At 62.5% G+C, this 17,190-nt stretch carries 16 protein-coding genes; 7 read left to right on the top strand and 9 right to left on the bottom strand.

The features are described 5' to 3' along the window. A partial coding sequence (gene hrpB, locus Q4P21_RS07295; protein WP_369598872.1) for an ATP-dependent helicase HrpB occupies positions 1-2,645 on the top strand: 2,645 nt, incomplete at its 5' end. 33 nt (positions 2,646-2,678) lie between these two features. On the opposite strand, the gene Q4P21_RS07290 is transcribed toward hrpB, so the two are convergent. The 4 genes from Q4P21_RS07290 to Q4P21_RS07275 form a co-directional block, all read right to left on the bottom strand. After that, positions 2,679-3,578 carry an SDR family oxidoreductase gene (locus Q4P21_RS07290; protein WP_303388131.1) on the bottom strand — a complete coding sequence of 300 codons (900 nt, stop codon included), beginning with the start codon at positions 3,576-3,578 and terminating at the stop codon, positions 2,679-2,681. Beyond that, on the bottom strand, positions 3,575-4,135 hold the full coding sequence (locus Q4P21_RS07285) for a Dps family protein (RefSeq protein WP_303388130.1): 561 nt from the start codon (positions 4,133-4,135) through the stop codon (positions 3,575-3,577). The genes Q4P21_RS07290 and Q4P21_RS07285 overlap by 4 nt, the downstream gene beginning before the upstream one ends. Before the next feature lie 158 nt (positions 4,136-4,293). Further along, on the bottom strand, positions 4,294-4,914 hold the full coding sequence (locus Q4P21_RS07280; RefSeq protein WP_303388129.1) for an L-threonylcarbamoyladenylate synthase: 621 nt from the start codon (positions 4,912-4,914) through the stop codon (positions 4,294-4,296). A gap of 60 nt (positions 4,915-4,974) precedes the next feature. Next, the gene (locus tag Q4P21_RS07275) at positions 4,975-5,748 is read right to left on the bottom strand and encodes a YggS family pyridoxal phosphate-dependent enzyme (RefSeq protein ID WP_303388128.1); all 774 of its coding nucleotides are present in this window, start codon (positions 5,746-5,748) and stop codon (positions 4,975-4,977) included. A 247-nt stretch (positions 5,749-5,995) separates the two neighbouring features. On the opposite strand from Q4P21_RS07275, the gene Q4P21_RS07270 reads away from it, so the two are divergent. Together Q4P21_RS07270 and Q4P21_RS07265 are read left to right on the top strand one after the other, a co-directional pair. Further along, positions 5,996-8,383 carry a transglycosylase domain-containing protein gene (locus Q4P21_RS07270; protein WP_303388127.1) on the top strand — a complete coding sequence of 796 codons (2,388 nt, stop codon included), beginning with the start codon at positions 5,996-5,998 and terminating at the stop codon, positions 8,381-8,383. A 95-nt stretch (positions 8,384-8,478) separates the two neighbouring features. Then, positions 8,479-8,907, top strand: a complete 429-nt coding sequence (locus Q4P21_RS07265; protein WP_303388126.1) for a universal stress protein — start codon at positions 8,479-8,481, stop codon at positions 8,905-8,907. A 94-nt stretch (positions 8,908-9,001) separates the two neighbouring features. Here Q4P21_RS07265 and Q4P21_RS07260 read toward each other — a convergent pair whose 3' ends face one another. Beyond that, the gene (locus tag Q4P21_RS07260; RefSeq protein WP_303388125.1) at positions 9,002-9,607 is read right to left on the bottom strand and encodes a hypothetical protein; all 606 of its coding nucleotides are present in this window, start codon (positions 9,605-9,607) and stop codon (positions 9,002-9,004) included. Between the two features lie 152 nt (positions 9,608-9,759). Next, complete coding sequence (cyoE, locus tag Q4P21_RS07255; RefSeq protein WP_303388124.1) at positions 9,760-10,776, bottom strand: heme o synthase; 1,017 nt, start codon at positions 10,774-10,776, stop codon at positions 9,760-9,762. A 209-nt stretch (positions 10,777-10,985) separates the two neighbouring features. On the opposite strand from cyoE, the gene Q4P21_RS07250 reads away from it, so the two are divergent. Next, positions 10,986-11,531 carry a hypothetical protein gene (locus Q4P21_RS07250; protein ID WP_303388123.1) on the top strand — a complete coding sequence of 182 codons (546 nt, stop codon included), beginning with the start codon at positions 10,986-10,988 and terminating at the stop codon, positions 11,529-11,531. Positions 11,532-11,599: 68 nt separating this feature from the next. Here the strand turns inward: Q4P21_RS07250 and Q4P21_RS07245 are convergent, their stop codons facing one another. The 3 genes from Q4P21_RS07245 to Q4P21_RS07235 are packed head-to-tail and all read right to left on the bottom strand — an operon-like array spanning position 11,600 to position 13,683. Beyond that, positions 11,600-12,130: a Gmad2 immunoglobulin-like domain-containing protein gene (locus Q4P21_RS07245; RefSeq protein WP_303388122.1), complete on the bottom strand. Its 531-nt coding sequence runs from the start codon at positions 12,128-12,130 to the stop codon at positions 11,600-11,602. Positions 12,131-12,171: 41 nt separating this feature from the next. After that, on the bottom strand, positions 12,172-12,594 hold the full coding sequence (locus tag Q4P21_RS07240; RefSeq protein WP_303388121.1) for a pyridoxamine 5'-phosphate oxidase family protein: 423 nt from the start codon (positions 12,592-12,594) through the stop codon (positions 12,172-12,174). A 21-nt stretch (positions 12,595-12,615) separates the two neighbouring features. Next, on the bottom strand, positions 12,616-13,683 hold the full coding sequence (locus Q4P21_RS07235; protein ID WP_303388120.1) for a LacI family DNA-binding transcriptional regulator: 1,068 nt from the start codon (positions 13,681-13,683) through the stop codon (positions 12,616-12,618). Positions 13,684-13,921: 238 nt separating this feature from the next. On the opposite strand from Q4P21_RS07235, the gene Q4P21_RS07230 reads away from it, so the two are divergent. Genes Q4P21_RS07230 through Q4P21_RS07220 form a run of 3 tightly spaced genes read left to right on the top strand, consistent with a single transcriptional unit; the run spans position 13,922 to position 17,180 of the window. Then, complete coding sequence (locus Q4P21_RS07230; protein WP_303388132.1) at positions 13,922-15,055, top strand: Gfo/Idh/MocA family protein; 1,134 nt, start codon at positions 13,922-13,924, stop codon at positions 15,053-15,055. A gap of 2 nt (positions 15,056-15,057) precedes the next feature. Next, a complete protein-coding gene (locus Q4P21_RS07225; protein WP_303388119.1) occupies positions 15,058-16,287 on the top strand; it encodes a dihydrodipicolinate synthase family protein in 1,230 nt (409 codons plus the stop codon). Then, positions 16,284-17,180: a sugar phosphate isomerase/epimerase gene (locus Q4P21_RS07220; RefSeq protein WP_303388118.1), complete on the top strand. Its 897-nt coding sequence runs from the start codon at positions 16,284-16,286 to the stop codon at positions 17,178-17,180. The genes Q4P21_RS07225 and Q4P21_RS07220 overlap by 4 nt, the downstream gene beginning before the upstream one ends. Positions 17,181-17,190: the final 10 nt, after the last annotated feature.

Genomic DNA, 17,190 nt, shown 5'->3' with positions numbered 1-17,190 from the left:
TCCCCTCCGGTCCCTTTGACCTGCCTCGGATCGGGCAGGGACTCGTCTTTGCCCAATCACTGCCGGAACTGGCTCGCATCCTCGGACCAGCCCGGCTCAACGGGGCTGCTGAGACTGTGGGCGCGGCTGCGGTCATTCAAGCCCCTCCCGGCACGGGCAAGACCACGTTGGTGCCCCCGCTCGCTGCCAATGCACTCGGCAGCGGTCCAGGACACCGCGTCCTCGTCACCCAACCGCGTCGGGTCGCCGTCCGCTCAGCAGCCAGGCGGCTGGCAGCCCTCGATGGGACAGCCCTCGGCAGTAAAATCGGCTACACGGTCCGCGGGGAAACCCACAGCGGCCCGGAGACCATCATCGAGTTCCTCACCCCCGGCATCCTGCTGCGCCGGCTCCTGCGCGACCCGGGGCTGGAAGGTGTGGCCGCCGTCGTGCTTGACGAAGTCCATGAACGCGGCCTGGACACCGATCTGCTGCTGGGCATGCTGATCGAGGTGCATCAACTTCGCGGGGACCTGACGCTGCTGGCCATGTCCGCCACCCTCGACGCAGCCCGGTTCGCCCAGCTCCTGGCAGCGTCCGACGACGATTCACCGGCCCCCGTCGTCGACTGCCCGTCAGCGCTGCATCCACTTGAGATCCGCTGGGCTCCGGCTGCCGGCCCGCGCATGGACCAGCGCGGTATTTCCCGGGCCTTCCTTGACCATGTGGCGGACACGGCTGCAGCCGCTCACGCCGCTGCCATCGCCGCCGACCCCTCGGTGGACGCGCTGGTTTTTGCCCCGGGCGCCAGGGAAGTGGACCACATCGCTGCCCGGCTGGGTGGGCGGTCCGCCGGGGTGGACATCCTGAAGCTGCACGGCCAGGTGCCAGCGCAGGAACAGGACAGGGCGGTTTCGGCCAGGGAACCTGGCGGGCTCCCGCGCATCATCGTTTCCACGTCGCTGGCAGAGTCATCGCTGACCGTGCCCGGGGTGCGGCTTGTCATTGATTCCGGTCTGTCCCGGGAACCGCGCCGGGACGCGGGACGCGGCATGACAGGATTGGTCACCGTTTCCACGTCCCGTGCATCGGCGGAGCAACGCGCGGGCAGGGCGGCACGCTTAGGCCCCGGCACCGTGGTGCGCTGCTACGACCAGCGGACGTTTGCGGCAGCCCCCGCCCACGCCATGCCGGAAATTGCGGTGGCCGAGCTGAGCTCCGCAGCCTTGCTCATGGCCTGCTGGGGCGCGCCGGGCGGCAAGGGGATGCGGCTGCCGGATGCCCCGCCTGCCGCGGCACTGCAGGCGGCCATTGCGGTCTTAGGTGAATTGGGTGCCGTGGACGAACGCGGTCACGCCACCAGCCTCGGCAGGACTTTAGCTGGCATCCCCGCTGATCCGCGCCCGGCCAGGGCGCTGCTCGACGGCGCCGCCATCGTCGGAGCCAAGGCCGCTGCGGAGGTCGTGGCCCTCGTGTCAGGCGACGCACGTGCGCCAGGCGCGGATCTCACGGCACTGCTGTCCGCCATGAGGGCTGGGCGCGACCCCGGATCCCGGCGCTGGAGCCAGGAAGTGCGGCGGCTGGAACAGCTGGCCCGCCGTGAAAGCCGGAGCGGCAACGAAGGTGCTGCCAGCCCCACGACGAAGGCATCGGCCACAACGGACGTGGACGCGACAGAAGTGGTGGGGTTCGTCGTCGGACTTGCCTACCCCGACAGGGTGGCCCGGCGGGTTGCCGACGCGGCGTCAGAGCAATACCTGCTGTCCTCCGGCACACGTGCCGGGCTGCCGGCTGGCAGTTCATTGGCTGGACAGCAATGGTTGGCGGTGGCCGAGGTGGCCCGCGCACAGGGACGCGACGCGGCGGGCACGGGTGCTGTGATCCGTGCGGCAGCCCCCGTGGCGCAGGCGAACGCGGAGGTTGTTGCCGCACACATGCTCAGGGATGCGGTGGATGCAGAGTTCCGCAATGGGCGGCTCAGCGCCCGCAGGACACGCAGTCTCGGGGCGGTGGTCCTGTCTGCCACTCCCGTCAAGGCCTCCGTTGCCCAGCGTCGCGATGCCGTGGCCGCTGCTTTGGTGCGCGACGGACTGGGCCTGCTCCCGTGGAGTACCGCTGCCGTCGGTTTGCGGCGCAGGCTGGCTCTGCTGCACCGGGAACTGGGTGAGCCGTGGCCGGACATGAGCGACGCAGCACTGTCCGCACGGCTTCCTGAATGGTTGGGCCCGGAGCTCGAAGCGGTGGCGGGCGGCAGGGCGCTGTCTGCGCTGTCGCTGAGCGAACCACTGCGCAGGCTGCTGCCATGGCCACAGGCAGGGCGGATGGGCGAACTGGCCCCGGAGACATTGGCGGTGCCCAGTGGTTCGCACATCAGGATTGACTACCCGGACGTCTCCGACGGCGGCCCGCCCGTTGCCGCGGTCAAGCTGCAGGAGTGTTTTGGGCTGGCTCAGACGCCGCTGATCGCCGATGGGCGCGTGAAAGTCCTGTTCCACCTGTTGTCTCCCGCACGGCGGCCGCTGGCCGTCACCGACGACCTCGCCTCCTTTTGGAGTGGGCCGTACGCTCAGGTGCGCGCCGAGATGCGCGGGCGCTACCCGAAGCACCCCTGGCCCGAGGACCCATGGAGTGCTCCGGCCACGGCAAAGGTGAAGCGCCGGATGTGATCCAAGCAGACCTGCACCCGGTTCACGGCCGTTCTAAGGCTTTTCATCCTGGGCTTCGGAGCGCTGCTCATCCGGTTTTTCCGGCAGCCAGGTGGCCTCGCGCCAGTCATTGCTGGGCACATAGGCACTGGCTTGGGCACCCATCTGCGCCATGCCGCCGTCGACCTCCCAGCTGGCTCCGGTGACGTAGCCGGCCGTGGGCGAGGCCAGAAACGCAATGACGGCTGCAACTTCCTCCGCCGTGCCGGGGTGGCCCAGGGGGATGCCGGGTCGGGGTAGAAGGTGCGGATGCCGGGTCTCCTCCGGCGGCAGGTGAGTGGCAATTTCCCCTGGGGCAACCGCATTGACGGTGATCCCATGCTCGGAAAGCTCCAAGGCGAGCGTCTTGGTGAGGCCGTCAAGACCGTACTTCGAAGCAGAATACGCCCCAAAGCCAAACCGTGGCTGGTGGGCGTGAATACTGGTGACCACCACGATCCGTCCGCCGCAGCCGCCTGCGATGAGCAGTTTGGCAGCGGCCTGCAGGCACATAAACGCACCGTTGAGGTTCGTGTCGAGTATGCGCTGCCACTGCACATACTCGGTGTCAACGACTGAACGGCACAAGCCCACGCCCACATTGTTGACGAAGACGCCCAGTGATCCCAAAGAGGTGGCGAGCTGTTCCACAACCGGGGCGCAGCTGGACAGCACTGTGGTGTCCAGCCACGCCGAGGCGGCACGTTGTCCGAGGGCCTCAATGGCTGCCGTCGTGTTGGCAGCTCCGCTCTCGTCGTCATGCCATGTGAACGCGACGTCAAAACCGTCCCCGGCCAACGCTATGGCCGTTGCCTGGCCAATGCCCTTGTCAGCACCCGTCACGATTGCCGTACGCGGATACGCCTTGACACCCGGTGATGGTCGGTTTGTAATTGGCGTTTCCGCTTGACTCATTTCGCAGACTTGGCTGCTGAAAGTTCAGTTTTCTTACCGGCGTTGGCCAGATCGCCGTCGTCATCTTCGAGGTGGGCACGCAGGAACCACTGGAACAGCTCCAATTGTGAGCACTGGTTGATGACCATGTCCTCGGTGATGGGGTCCAGCTCGCCCACCTTTTCCAAGGTCTCGCGGTGGCTTTTCAAAAACCCGGTGTAGACGAGGTCAAGGGCGGCCATGTGGGCGGAGGTGTGGGCCCGGCCAATGGCATAGTCATCCCACGTTCGTTCGGCGACCAAGGCACCGGGCAGCCCGTTCGGCGAGACACCCAGGGTTGCGATCCGTTCGGCCGTCTCATCGATCATGGCGCGGACCAACTCAATCTGCGGGTCGAGCATTTCGTGGACACTGATGAAATCACGGCCCACCACATTCCAATGGGCGTGCTTGAGCGTCAATTGCATGTCGTTGAGCGCGTGAAGCCTGGACTGCAGCAAGATGGCGACTTTGTGGCCGTCCTGCAGCGACATTCCGGGAACTGTGTAACCTGCGTGGGATGTCTTCTTGGCGGGCATGGAAACTCCTTTGAGACGGTGACATTGTCAGTTAGATCGTATGCACCGGGGACGTGATGCACCGGCTTGTCTTCACGTTAGCCAGTTCGCATGTGAAGTTCTAGGGCTGTCCACGGAAACACGTGATGACGGCTCAGATTACGGGGCTCTGCAGGGGCCTACTCGAAGCGGCTGGGGTCTCCTGTGCCGCGTCGCACCACTTCGGCGTAGCCGCTTGAAAAGTCCACCACGGTGGTGGGCTCTGCGCCCACATCCCCGGAGTCGATCACGGCGTCAACCACGTGGTCCAAGGCTTCCTTGATCTCCCAGCCCTGCGTCAGTGGCTCCTCCTCATCAGGGAGCAAAAGAGTGCTGGAGAGCATCGGCTCACCTAATTCCTCCAGAATGGCGTGAATCAGGCGGCTGTCTGGAATACGCACACCCACGGTCTTCTTCTTCGGGTGTGCCAGGCGCCTGGGCACTTCCTTAGTGGCCGGCAGGATGAACGTGTAGGGTCCGGGGGTGACAGCCTTGATGCTGCGGAAAATATCGTTGTCCACCATGACAAACTGACCCAGCTGCGCAAAGTCCTTGCAGACAAGCGTGAAGTGATGCTTGTTATCCAGGTGGCGGATGGCGCGGATGCGGTCAAGCGCTTCCCGGTTGCCCAGTTGGGCGCCTAGGGCGTAACAGGAATCCGTGGGGTACGCGATCAGCCCGCCGGATTTCAGAATGTCCACGATCTGGCTGACGGAACGCGGCTGAGGGTCGTGGGGATGAATGTCGAAGAATTTAGCCATGCAATGAGCATACGGCTGTGATGCGTCCCACGCGTGTATTGGCCGCTGAATCAGCCTGAATCAGCGCATCTTGTCGCCGTCGGGCCAATAATAGCTGTCCGGCAGGGCACGAGGACCAAAAATTGCCTGCCCCACCCGCACCACCGTGGCACCCTCCTCAACTGCCAGTTCAAAGTCGCCTGACATGCCCATGGAAAGCTCTGTCAGTTCGACGCCGGATGGTGTGTTCTCACTCAATTGCCGCTTGAGCTTGTGCAGAGTCTGGAAACATGCCCGGACACGGGATTCGTCCGGACTGTTGATGGCCAGCGTCATGAGCCCAGTGATGTGCAATCGCTCAAAGGCCGGTAACTCTTGGATGAAGGCCTCGGCTTCCTGTGGGGGCAGGCCAAACTTGCTGTCTTCCCCGGAAGTATTGATTTGCACCATGACTTGAAGAGTGCGGTTCGCAGCTTCCAACCTGTTGTTCAACGTGCGGGCCAGGGAAAGCCTGTCAAGGGCTTGGAATTCGTCTGCAAACTGTGCCACAAACCTGGCCTTGTTGCTTTGCAGGTGACCAATCACATGCCAGCGAAGCCCGGGGACGTCGGCCAGTTCCACGCTTTTGCGCAGCGCCTCCTGTACCTTGTTTTCGCCTAGATCGGTGCAACCGGCCTCAATCGCCAGACGCAAGCGGGCTGATTCCACAGTTTTACTGACGGGCAACAGGCGTACATCACCGGGGGAGCGGCCAGCCCGGATGGCTGCTCCGGCGATCCTGTCCCGTACTAACGCCAAATTTCTGCGAAACTCTAAGGTAGTGGTTGCGGATGTGTAGCGCGGTTGTTCATTCAAGGGACTTTCCTCACAGTCGAGGTGCCAGTCTGGCGGCTCTAGGGCCAAGCTAGCACGGGCCAAGCTGCTGTGCAGCACGCTCCGCAGCGATGCACGGCGATGTTCCACGAGTCGATTTTTCGAATGATCTTCAGGAAACTCTCATTTTGTTCGTGGACTCTAAGATAGAAAAGTAGTGTCGCCCGGTGGGCAGCGCTCACGCGTAGAGCAGGAAATACAGGATGAGCTATTGAGGGGAAGTCGGCACATGGCCAAGGAAACAGCAAGGAAGCCCGAGGCAGCCAGCAGCACCTTGGCGGCCCTGGGCCGCTTATTCCTAGTGTGCGGGATTGTTGGCGTGCTTGTTGCTGCCTTGTTTATCCCAGCAGGCGCCGTGGCGAAGGGCGTGGTTGGTGGAGCGGACAGCTTCTTGTCCGCTGTTCCCTCATCCTTTGACTTTGGAGCGCCCGCACAGGCAACCACGGTCCTGGCAGCCGATGGCTCTACCATTGCCACGCTCTACGCCCAGGACCGCCAAGTCGTGGACCTGGCCGCCATGTCCCCCTTCATCAAGGAAGGCATAGTCTCCATTGAGGATGCCAGATTCTACGAGCACGGCGGCGTGGACCCCACCGGAATTGTCCGAGCCCTCGTGGCAACTCTCAATGGCAGTCGCCAGGGAGCCTCGACCATTACCCAGCAATATGTGAATAACTTGTTGATAGAACAGTTGGTTGCTGACGGCAAGACTGATGAAGCAAAGCTGGGTTTGCAAAAGACGATGGCTGACAAGGTCAGGGAAATCCAAATGTCCATCGGCATTGAGAAAAAGATGTCCAAGGACGACATCCTGGCCGGTTACTTGAACATCATCTATTTTGGCAACGGTGCTTATGGCATTGAGGCAGCGTCGAAGCTGTACTTCAATACCAGCGCGAAAGACCTGACCCTGCCGCAAGCCGCAGCATTGGCTGGAGTGGTCAACAGTCCTGGCTTCTACGATCCCATCTCCCAGCCTGAGAACGTGGTCAAGCGCCGGAACGAGGTTCTCTCCAAGATGCTGGAGCAGGGGAAGATCAAGCAGCAAGACTACGACGCAGCAATCAAAACTCCCCTGGAGCTTCAGCTGACCCGGCCTGCCCAAGGCTGTGCAGCTGCTGCAACGGCACCGTATTTCTGCGACTATGTGCAGCAGTTGGTGCTCAATGACACCGCCTATGGGGCCACCGCGGAGGAACGTGCCAAGACGCTCTACCAAGGTGGGCTCACGATTCAAACCTCGCTGGATCCGAGCCTCCAAAAAGTAGCCCAGGAACAGGCCGACGCCACCATGGCGCCCACGGATCCGCTCCAGCGCGGAGCTGCCATTGTCACTGTTCAACCCGGCACTGGCAAGGTTCTGGCCATGGCGCAAAACACGGTGTTCAACCCAGCCACGGCGCCCGGCAACTATATGGGCAACTTCGCACTGCCAGTCAACGACGCCAACGGTCAACCATTGCACGGTGCCGGTGGCTTCCAAATCGGTTCAACCTTCAAGCCCTTTATATTTGCCGAGTGGCTGAACAGTGGACACTCCTTGGAGACAAGCGTCAACGGTGCCGTACGCGTCTATCCGGCAGGATACCCATGGAAGAACAGTTGTGGGACCACAACTGGTGCCTACGACTATGCAGCAGGCACCTTCCCGCTCCCCAACGACGACCCCAATCACTACTACTCCATGTCGGCCAACGAGGGCCTCTACCGGTCCATCAATACCATCACGTTCCAAACGGCCACGGCACTGGACTTTTGCAACATCCAGAAGATGGCTACGGCCGCCGGTGTGAAGGACGGTGTGACGAACAAGCCCTACGACCTCTCCAGCATTGCCAACCTGATCGGCACGCAAAATGTGGCGCCCATCGACATGGCCACCGCTTTTGCAACCTTTGCCAGCGGTGGTATCCGCTGCGAGCCGATCGCCCTCACATCTATCACTGGACCGGGTGGAAAGAAGTATCCGGTGCCGAGCGCAGACTGTAAACGCACCATCAGTGCCGACGTCGCAGCAGGGGTAACCTACTCGTTGAAGAACGTGCTGACTATCGGCTCTGGTTACAACATCCCGCTGGCAGTGAAGACAGACTCTTTCGCCAAAACAGGTACCACCGACGGCAACATCGACACGTGGACCATCGGCGGCAACAGTGCCGTGGTGTCGGCGTCTTGGTTTGGCAGCTATCAAGGCAACGGCGCCGAATGGGTCAATCAGAACATTGTGATCAACGGCAGGTACTTCACCAGTGTTGACGGTGCGGACTTGGCCGGTGGGCAATGGGCAGCCGTCATGAATGCTGCAGCCGAGAATCCTGCCTACGCCGCCTCCCCGCTGGCCCAGCCGCCAGCAGAGATGCTCCGATACACTGCGCCTTACATTGCGGGCTTCAACCCGCAGCCGGGTGATTTTGTCCCACCCGTGGAACCCCAGCTGCCAGCAGTCCCGCAGACACCCGTTGAGACGCAACCACCGTCAGAGCCGGCGCGCACAGAGCCACCTGTCGAGCCCCCGGCCACGCAGGAGCCGGTCCCGACTCAGGAACAGGCGCCTGTGACCCAACCACCTGCACCGCAACCAGTGGTACCCGAGCCGGCACCGCCAAAGAAGCCCTAAGGCACGCGCAGGCCGACTCCTCTATTCTGGGAATCGCGCTGCGATGCGGGACAATGGAGGCAACGGGAACGACCCGTTCTACAAAGGAGCAGCTCGTGTCTGAAACCACTTCACAGGTCCGTATTGTTGTCGGAGTTGACGGTTCAAATGCCTCGGTCAACGCGCTCAAGGAAGGTGCCCGTTTGGCTGCCGAATTGGGCGGGACCATGGAGGCCGTTGCCGTCTGGGAGCTACCTACGAAACATGCCAGCTATGCCGCGTTGGGGATTGGCAGCTTCGAAGAAGGTGCCGGCAAGGTTCTCAGTGACGCTTTGTTTCAAGCCTTCGGTGAAGAAGTTCCTGCCTCTGTTTCAGCACGTCTGATCCAGGGCCCTGCAGCAGCATCCCTCGCGTCCATCTCTGAAGGTGCGCGCATGTTGGTAGTCGGCAGGCGCGGGCACGGTGGGTTGATGGGTCTGCTCTTGGGTTCGGTCAGCGCCGCAGTGGTCAACCAGGCGCCGGTTCCGGTGTTAGTTGTCCAGTAGCTTGTTCAATTGCTGGGCCTAAAATTTCGAGAACGATCGGCGACACCACAACTGCTGCCGAGGGGATTCCAAGATGGGATTCCTGGTCCGGCCGTCAGCTTGCCAGCTCTCCAGTGCTGCTGGAACGCTGGCAGGCTGCTGTTGTGAGAGGGCATTGGGCGGCTTGCTCAGCTGCCACCAACGCTTCTGCGAGAGTGGCTACCGCGCACCGGTACGTGGCAGCGCCGTCCGCCGTGTCCATCTCAGCAAGCTGGAAGCGGGCCGCAGCGGCCACTGCACGGATGAGGGCCGAAGTCTCTGGAACTCGAATGTCCGACATTGCGGGGAAGTCGATGGCCGCTGCGGGATCAAGTTCATAGTGACTCCACCGGGCCACAAGGGACTGATGCAGTGCGGATGTCGCTGAAATTGTTGCTGCGAGTTTTGCGCGGTCATTGGCAGCTGTGGCGAGCGTCCGCTGGCGCCGGAGCCACATGTGCATGGCGATGGCTGAACCGGCGGCCAGGGCGAGCAGCGCCAAGGACGCCATGTTGTTCTTCCACGCGGGAATCAGAGTCAAGGGTGCGAGCACGCACAGCCCGGCGAAGGTGTACCAAAAAGTTGCGTCTTGATCACTTTCCTGCGCACTGCGCATGTGCACGAGCCACACAGTTGCCGCAGCCGTGAGTACGGCAAGGACTGCAAGAACAAGGAATCCCATCCCAGGCACCTCCAAGAACACCGTCCGGCGGCCGACCGGAGGCGGTAAACAAGCCATGTATGGCCCTACTCCATTCCAGTCCTCTTATGGCCGCAGGTCAAGGGGCTGCCAGCAGCGTCGTGGACAGCCGGGGTGAGGGGGCAGTGTGACGGTCAGGGCAGGCGCGGCCCCACGGCGAGCATGAGCGAGATGGCACTCATCATGACCAGTGCGTAGCGGAACATGTGGCGCGCCCACCGGTTGTCGTCGTCGGACTTCAGGCCGCGCACGCCCAGCACGAGCCAGCCCGCGCCGAGCGCTCCCATCACAGCTGTGTAGGTCCAGCCGGTGCTGCCGAAGACTTGGGGCAGGAGTGAGACAACCACGAACAGCGCCGTGTAGATAAGGATCTGCACCTTCGTATTGGCAATGCCGCGAACCACTGAAATAACGGGAACACCGGCGCGGGCATACTCATCCCGACGGTAGATCGAGATGGAGTAGAAGGCTGGCAGCTGCCACACGAACATCATAAGGAAGGCGATGACAGCCCCGGCGTCAATGGCGTTGCTGGCCCCTACATATCCACCCAGAATCGGTGCTGCACCGGAGATGCTGCCCACGAGGGTGCCGTGGATGGACAGGCGTTTGGATAGCATTCCATAAAGGACCACATAGGCGAGGAATCCGCCCAGGCCCACTGCGACCACCAGCAGGTTCGTCCACGCCACGAGAATGGCCATGCCGCCGAACCCCAGAATTGCAGAATAGATGAGGGCGTTGCGTGCGACGATGCCGCCCGTGACGGTGGCGCGCTTCTTTGTCCGCGCCATCAGCGTGTCGATGTCGCGGTCCAGGACGTTGTTCAGCACGCATGCGGAGCCGATGACGAGCGTGGTGCCCCAGCAGACGGCCACGAACAGTAACCAGTCGATCCGGCCCGGGCTGGCGAACAGGAACCCTGCGGCGGCGGTCAGCACATTTCCGTAGAGCACGCGAGGCTTGGCCAATGAATAGTAGCGCAGTACGGTGTCCCGCCAGGACGTTCCGGTGGCCCGTGCCGCGAGGGCGCTGTCCTTGCCGTCCGGGCTGCGGCTCATCCTTTCCGGCCCCTCGCCCATGAGGTGCCGGATGAAGTTCCCGGCAGCGGGGGACTCAACAAACTGGGCGCGGTCATGGGGGAGCTCCAAAGGTGAAAGGTGTTGGTTTCCAGCCTATCGTCCAATGTTGCGAACGGGATCTTAAGGAGATCTGGATAACGTTTACCTACCGTGATGGACTTCAAGTTGCAGTTCAGCGGAATTTGAAGCGGAAGCAGTGATCGAGGCAATCGACCGCGTTAGGGTTTATTCATCCTGAAATCAGGGTGTTCAGCTCTTCCCAAAAGAGGGTGTTTCCCATGAAATACATCAAAGCATGGCTGGCTGTTGTGGGGCTGCTGGCCGCATTCATCATGATTGCTCCTGCGCCGGCCCAGGCTGCACCCTACTGCGGCATCACCTGGGGTTCGCTGGCCAAGACCGCAGGTACCAGTTCAAGCGCCGCCATCAGCGATGTGAGGGCCGGTCAGCATCCTTGCTTCGACAGGATGGTGATCGATGTCAATGGCCATGCCAACGGCTATGCCGTGAGTTACGTGTCGGCTGTGACTCGCCCTGGCAGCGGTGATATTGTTCCACTGCGCGGTGGTGCATATTTGAAGGTGACTGTTCTGGCCCCCGCCTACACGGCAGCCGGAGCATCCAGTTATGTTCCTGCCAACCGCAACGAATTGGTCAACACCGCAGGCTATTCAACACTACAACAACTGGCCTTCGCCGGCAGCTTTGAAGGTAGGACCACCTTGGCCGTCGGAGTGAGGGCACGGCTGCCGTTCAACGTCTTTGTCCTTGACGGGCCAGGGGCAACCTCCCGCATCGTTATTGACGTGGCGCATCGCTGGTAGGGGTTCCGCAGCGAAAACCGGGTGCCGCCGTCGTCCCTGTCAGGGAACGACGGCGGCACCCGTCACGGTCAGGTGAGCAGCGGGATTCGCAACACCTGCCCCACGAAGATCAGGTTTGCGTTGCTGATGCGGTCGCGGTTGGCTTCAAAGATGTCATTGGTTGTGGTGTTCTGGCCTTCCTCGCGGGCAATCTTGGTCAGGTTGTCCCCGCTTTTGACCTCGTAGAGCTTGAAGCCCTCCAGGGAAGTGAACAGTGTGGCATGGATGATGTTCAAGTCCGTTCCTGGAGGATGAATGCCGGAAGGGTCATCGCCGAAAACTTGGACGGAGACGTGCATGCCACGGGCCGGGGTGTTTCCCAGGGTGACCGTGTTGCCGAAATCCCTGATCACTCCTGTGGAGCCGGCGCCTTGAATGTTGCCGTCGCCGAGCTGGTTGCCGTTGTTGTCCAGCACCCGCCAATGGACGGTTGTTTCAAAGCCGGTTCCGTAGCCGGCAATCACGAAATTCATTCCAATGACGTCATTCTGCTGTGGCTGACGGACTTCAATCCTGCGTGGTGACACCGTGACCGGCCTCCTCGTAGTAGGTCCATCCATGCTGCCCGTCATTCCGGCCGACTGCAACAGGCAGGTGACACCTAGTAGCGCTCGGGTTCGGTGCCCAGCTGGAAGCGGATTCCACGAACGCTCGTGGGGATGATTTCCACGAAAGTGTATTTCAGGGTTTGCAGCCAGGGGGAGAGCGGCAGTTCGCTGACTGCATCGATCTCGGTCTGGGATTCCAGGATGCGGGCCTTGCCCTTGAGGACGACACTCCAAGCCTCGTCCTCGGCCAGCCCGTCAATCTCAAACGCCACTGAATCGTTAATGGTCAGCTCAGCCAGCTTCGTTCCGGGATTCGTGCGCATGAGTAGTTTGCGGTCGTGTGCCAGGTAGTTGATGGGGAAGATGTCGGGCTCGTTGGATACGCTCAGTGCCAACCGTCCAAAGCGCGTATGTTCCAGGAAACGCCACGCATCATCGACGGACATGTTCTCACCGGGTTGCTCATCATTACTCATGCTGTGATTATGCCCCACATTTCAGTCGTGCTGTGTGGTGCCATCGCCGGCGCTTTCGCGCAGCACCACCGTGCCCGTAACACTTGACAGTTGCCTGGTGGACGGCGAGAGGGCCATCGTCGCAGCAAGTCGGCCGATTTCCTCCAGCGGGAGCCGGTACGTCGTCAAACCGGGAAAGTGGTCGCGCAGGGTGGGGATGTCGTCAAAGCCGGCTACTTGAACGTCCTCGGGTATGCGCAGCCCGCGGGAACGCAGGGCAGCCATGGCCCCCAGCGCCATGACGTCGTTGGCGGCCAACATGCAGAAGGCAGAACCGCCCTGCGAATCCTTGCCGTCCAATGAACGGCCGTCCAATGAATCAAGGAACGCCAGGGTGGAGTCATAGCCGCCCTGACTGGTGAAAGCCCCTTCCACCACGGCGACGGGTTCAAGTCCCGCTGCTGCAAGAGTTTCAGTGAAGCCTTGGACGCGGATTCTTGCAGTGTTGCGTTCGTGCGGTCCGGCCAGAATGACGAAGCGTCGCATGCCTTGTTTGAGCAGAGCGGAAACCAGTGCGACAGCACCCTCTCGGTGACCCACCCTCAACACCTGGGCGTCTGCGATGGCTGACGCACCGAGTGTTACAACCCGGCCACCATTCTTTGTATACCGACCCAGGGCCTTGATCAGCCGGGCATCCTCGTTGAGAAGACGTGAAGCGGCCAGGATGATGGCATCGGTGCGGTAGGAGATGAACGCATTGACGGCGGCAAGTTCAGCGCCGCCGGGAGATCCTGCATCACCTTCAAGGTCAGTGCCGGCCAACAGCACCTGGTGGCCGGAAGCGAGCGCGGCCTGCTGAACCCCGTGGGCGATGGCGGAAAAGTAGGGGTCCGCAATGTCATGAACCACCAATCCCACCAATCCGGTGGTGGAGCGGGCCAGCGCCTGTGCCTGGGCGTTGGCTACGTAGCCTAGTTCCTCGGCGGCGGCCCTGACGCGCTCGGCGATGTCCGGCGCCGGCGTTCTGCTGGAGCCGTTGAGGACTCGTGACGCCGTGGCCAGCGATACGCCGGCGAGGCGTGCCACCTCGGTGAGTTTGACGGGCACTGGTGCGTCCTTGTCTAAAGAAATTTGCCGGGAAGCGTAAAAGTCCTTGACCCCGGGATAAGTTCAGCATATATTGGAAAGCGCTTTCCAAAGTTTAGGCCACGCCGGGTTTCCGGTACCTGACGACCACCACTTCCAGGAGAAAACAGTGACTCTTACAGCTTCCAACGAAGGAACGGCGGCACAAGCCGCAACTGCCGGCAACGTCGCCGACGGCAAGAAGGTCATCCGCATCGCCATGAACGGCATCACCGGCCGCATGGGCTACCGCCAGCACCTGCTGCGTTCCATCTTGCCGTTGCGCGACAGCGGACTGACCCTGGAAGACGGCACGAAGGTGGCGATCGAGCCGATCCTGGTTGGCCGCAACGAAGCCAAGGTGCGCGAGCTGGCCGAGCTGCACAACGTTGAGCACTGGACCACCGACCTGGACGCGATCATCGCAGACCCCACAGTCGACGTCGTCTTTGACGCCTCCATGACCAGCCTGCGAGCCGCCACCTTGAAGAAGGCCATGGCCAACGGCAAACACATCTTCACCGAAAAGCCCACGGCTGAAACCCTCGAAGAAGCCATTGAGTTGGCCCGTATTGGCAAGGACGCCGGCATCACGGCAGGGGTGGTGCACGACAAGCTGTACCTGCCCGGCCTGGTGAAACTGCGCCGCCTCGTGGATGAAGGGTTCTTCGGACGCATCCTGTCCATTCGCGGCGAATTCGGCTACTGGGTGTTCGAAGGCGACCACCAGGCCGCCCAGCGCCCCTCCTGGAACTACCGCAAGGAAGACGGCGGCGGCATGACCACCGATATGTTCTGCCACTGGAACTACGTCCTTGAAGGCATCATCGGCAAGGTCAAGACCGTCAACGCCAAGACTGCCACGCACATCCCCGCCCGCTGGGACGAGGCTGGCAAGGAGTACAAGGCAACGGCCGACGACGCCGCCTACGGCATCTTCGAGCTGGAAACCCCGGAAGGTGACGCCGTCATCGGCCAGATCAACTCCTCCTGGGCCGTGCGCGTGTACCGTGACGAGCTCGTGGAATTCCAGATCGACGGCACCCTCGGCTCGGCTGTTGCAGGCCTGAACAAGTGCGTTGCCCAGCAGCGCGCCCACACGCCCAAGCCGGTTTGGAACCCGGACCTGCCCGTCACCGAATCCTTCCGTGCACAATGGCAGGAAGTGCCCGCCAACGCCGACCTGGACAACGGCTTCAAGTTGCAGTGGGAAGAATTCCTGCGCGACGTGATCGCCGGCCGCGAACACCGCTTTGGCCTGCTCTCCGCAGCCCGAGGTGTGCAGCTGGCCGAGCTGGGCCTGCAGTCCTCCGACGAGCGCCGCACCCTGGACATCCCGGAAATCGAGCTGTAAAGATGAGCATCTCAATCACCCTTCCGCTACCCACTGGGAAGCTTGAGTCGTTGACGCTGAACGCAACCGGTCCGTGGCGCAAGCCCACGGAGCTGATCCGCTCCCGCAAGGTGTACGCGGCAGCCCACGTCACACCCAAAGTGCTGGGCAACAACGTCCCCGGCGCCCCTGCCGACATCGACTGGGACGCAACACTGGCTTTCCGGCGCGAGCTGTGGAGCTGGGGTGTAGGCATTGCAGACGCCATGGACACCGCACAGCGCGGTATGGGTCTGGACTGGTCCGCCACACAGGATCTGATCAACCGCAGTGCCGCCGAGGCCGCCCGTTTCGCTACTCCGGAGCGCACGGTTCGCGACCTCCTGGCTTGCGGTGCCGGCACCGACCAGCTTGACCCGGCCGACGTCGAACCCGGCGCCGAGGGTCTGGCAGCCGTACTTGCGGCCTACCGCGAGCAGATCGCCGTTGTCGAGGCATCCGGGGCCAAGGTCATCCTGATGGCCTCGCGCGCCCTTGCCAAGGTTGCATCGGGCCCGGAGGACTACCTGTCCATCTACGGCACACTGCTTGACGAGGTCAAAAAGCCGGTCGTCCTGCACTGGCTGGGCACCATGTTCGACCCCGCCCTGGCTGGTTACTGGGGCAGCGACGAGGTGGCAGCGGCCACTGCTACGTTCAGCCAGCTCATCGAAGCGCACGCCGGGAACGTTGACGGCGTAAAGGTTTCACTGCTCGACGCCGCCCATGAGATTGCACTGCGCGCCAACCTGCCGGAGGGCGTGCGCCTCTACACGGGCGATGACTTCAACTATCCGGAACTGATCGACGGCGACGGCGAACACTACTCGGACGCGCTGCTGGGCATCTTCGCAGCCATCGCCCCCGCTGCAAGCACGGCACTGCAGGAGTACGACGCCGGCCGCCCCGCCGAAGCACGGGCCATCCTGGATTCCACCCGGGACCTTGGGCTTCACATTTTCGAGGCACCGACGTACTACTACAAGACGGGCATTGCGTTCCTTGCCTGGCTCAACGGCTACCAGGCCGGATTCCAAATGATTGGCGGACTGCACTCGGGCCGCGACCTGTTCCACTTGGTGAAGCTGTTCCGCCTGGCAAACACAGCCGGACTACTGCTGAATCCGGAGCTTGCTGCGGGTCGGATGGCGTGCTTCCTGAACGCTGCCGGCGTCGACTCGGCCGTGACCATTGCGGAAGAGGTGAATGCATGAGCACGTTTGAGAAGCTCTCCATCAACACCGCAACCATCAAGAAGGCCTCCCTTGCAGAAGCGCTTGACCTCAGCGTGGCCGCTGGCCTGCAGCACATTGGCTTGTGGCGCGACAAAGTGGCCGAGGTTGGCTTGGACACGGCCGTCGAGATGGTCCGCGCCTCCGGGCTGAGCGTCTCGAGCCTGTGCCGCGGCGGCTTCCTGACCGCAGCGGACGGCCCCGGCCAGGCTGCAGCCCTTGCCGACAACAAGGCTGCCATTCTGGAGGCCAAGGCGTTGGGCACCACCGAAATCATCATGGTGGTGGGCGGCCTTCCGGACTTCAGCGTCTCACCGGGCGCCGTGGACGGCGGCGGCACTGCTGTTGCCGCAGCCGGTGGCAAGGATATTGTCCTGGCACGCCAGCGCGTGGCAGACCGCCTTGCCGAGCTGGTGCCATTTGCCCTTGAGCACGGTGTCCGCCTGGTGCTTGAGCCACTACACCCGATGTATGCGGCCGACCGCGCCGTGCTCTCCACCCTGGGCCAGGCCCTGGACCTGGCCGCCCCGCATCCGGCGGAGGCTGTCGGCGTCGTCGTTGACACGTTCCACGTGTGGTGGGATCCGTCCCTGCGCGAGCAGATCGCCCGCGCCGGTGCAGAAGGACGCATCGCCTCCTACCAGGTGTGCGACTTCAACCTGCCCATCGCCTCCGATGCGCTGCTCTCCCGCGGTTTCATGGGCGACGGCGTCATCGACTTCGCCACCATCGGAAGCTGGGTTGCCGAGGCAGGCTACAACGGCGTCGTCGAGGTGGAAATCTTCAACGAAGGCATCTGGGCGCAGCCCTTCGCCGAAGTCGTGGATACCGTCAAGGCACGCTACGCCGAACTCGTGGCCCCGCACTTGGGCTAGCACGCCCCGG

The sequence above is a fragment of the Arthrobacter sp. genome, assembly GCF_030540645.1.
Classification (GTDB): Bacteria; Actinomycetota; Actinomycetes; order Actinomycetales; family Micrococcaceae; genus Specibacter.
The sequence above is the reverse complement of the archived record's forward strand: the minus strand, read 5'-3'. Positions and strand labels throughout refer to the sequence as shown.

What these genes read in the sequence shown, in the direction of transcription:
- Q4P21_RS07290 (WP_303388131.1), bottom strand. Translation starts at nt 3,578, where the DNA reads ATGAGTCAAGCGGAAACGCCAATTACAAACCGACCATCACCGGGTGTC.
- Q4P21_RS07285 (WP_303388130.1), bottom strand. Translation starts at nt 4,135, where the DNA reads ATGCCCGCCAAGAAGACATCCCACGCAGGTTACACAGTTCCCGGAATG.
- Q4P21_RS07280 (WP_303388129.1), bottom strand. Translation starts at nt 4,914, where the DNA reads ATGGCTAAATTCTTCGACATTCATCCCCACGACCCTCAGCCGCGTTCC.
- Q4P21_RS07270 (WP_303388127.1), top strand. Translation starts at nt 5,996, where the DNA reads ATGGCCAAGGAAACAGCAAGGAAGCCCGAGGCAGCCAGCAGCACCTTG.
- Q4P21_RS07260 (WP_303388125.1), bottom strand. Translation starts at nt 9,607, where the DNA reads ATGGGATTCCTTGTTCTTGCAGTCCTTGCCGTACTCACGGCTGCGGCA.
- Q4P21_RS07250 (WP_303388123.1), top strand. Translation starts at nt 10,986, where the DNA reads ATGAAATACATCAAAGCATGGCTGGCTGTTGTGGGGCTGCTGGCCGCA.
- Q4P21_RS07245 (WP_303388122.1), bottom strand. Translation starts at nt 12,130, where the DNA reads ATGGATGGACCTACTACGAGGAGGCCGGTCACGGTGTCACCACGCAGG.
- Q4P21_RS07240 (WP_303388121.1), bottom strand. Translation starts at nt 12,594, where the DNA reads ATGAGTAATGATGAGCAACCCGGTGAGAACATGTCCGTCGATGATGCG.
- Q4P21_RS07230 (WP_303388132.1), top strand. Translation starts at nt 13,922, where the DNA reads ATGAACGGCATCACCGGCCGCATGGGCTACCGCCAGCACCTGCTGCGT.
- Q4P21_RS07225 (WP_303388119.1), top strand. Translation starts at nt 15,058, where the DNA reads ATGAGCATCTCAATCACCCTTCCGCTACCCACTGGGAAGCTTGAGTCG.
- Q4P21_RS07220 (WP_303388118.1), top strand. Translation starts at nt 16,284, where the DNA reads ATGAGCACGTTTGAGAAGCTCTCCATCAACACCGCAACCATCAAGAAG.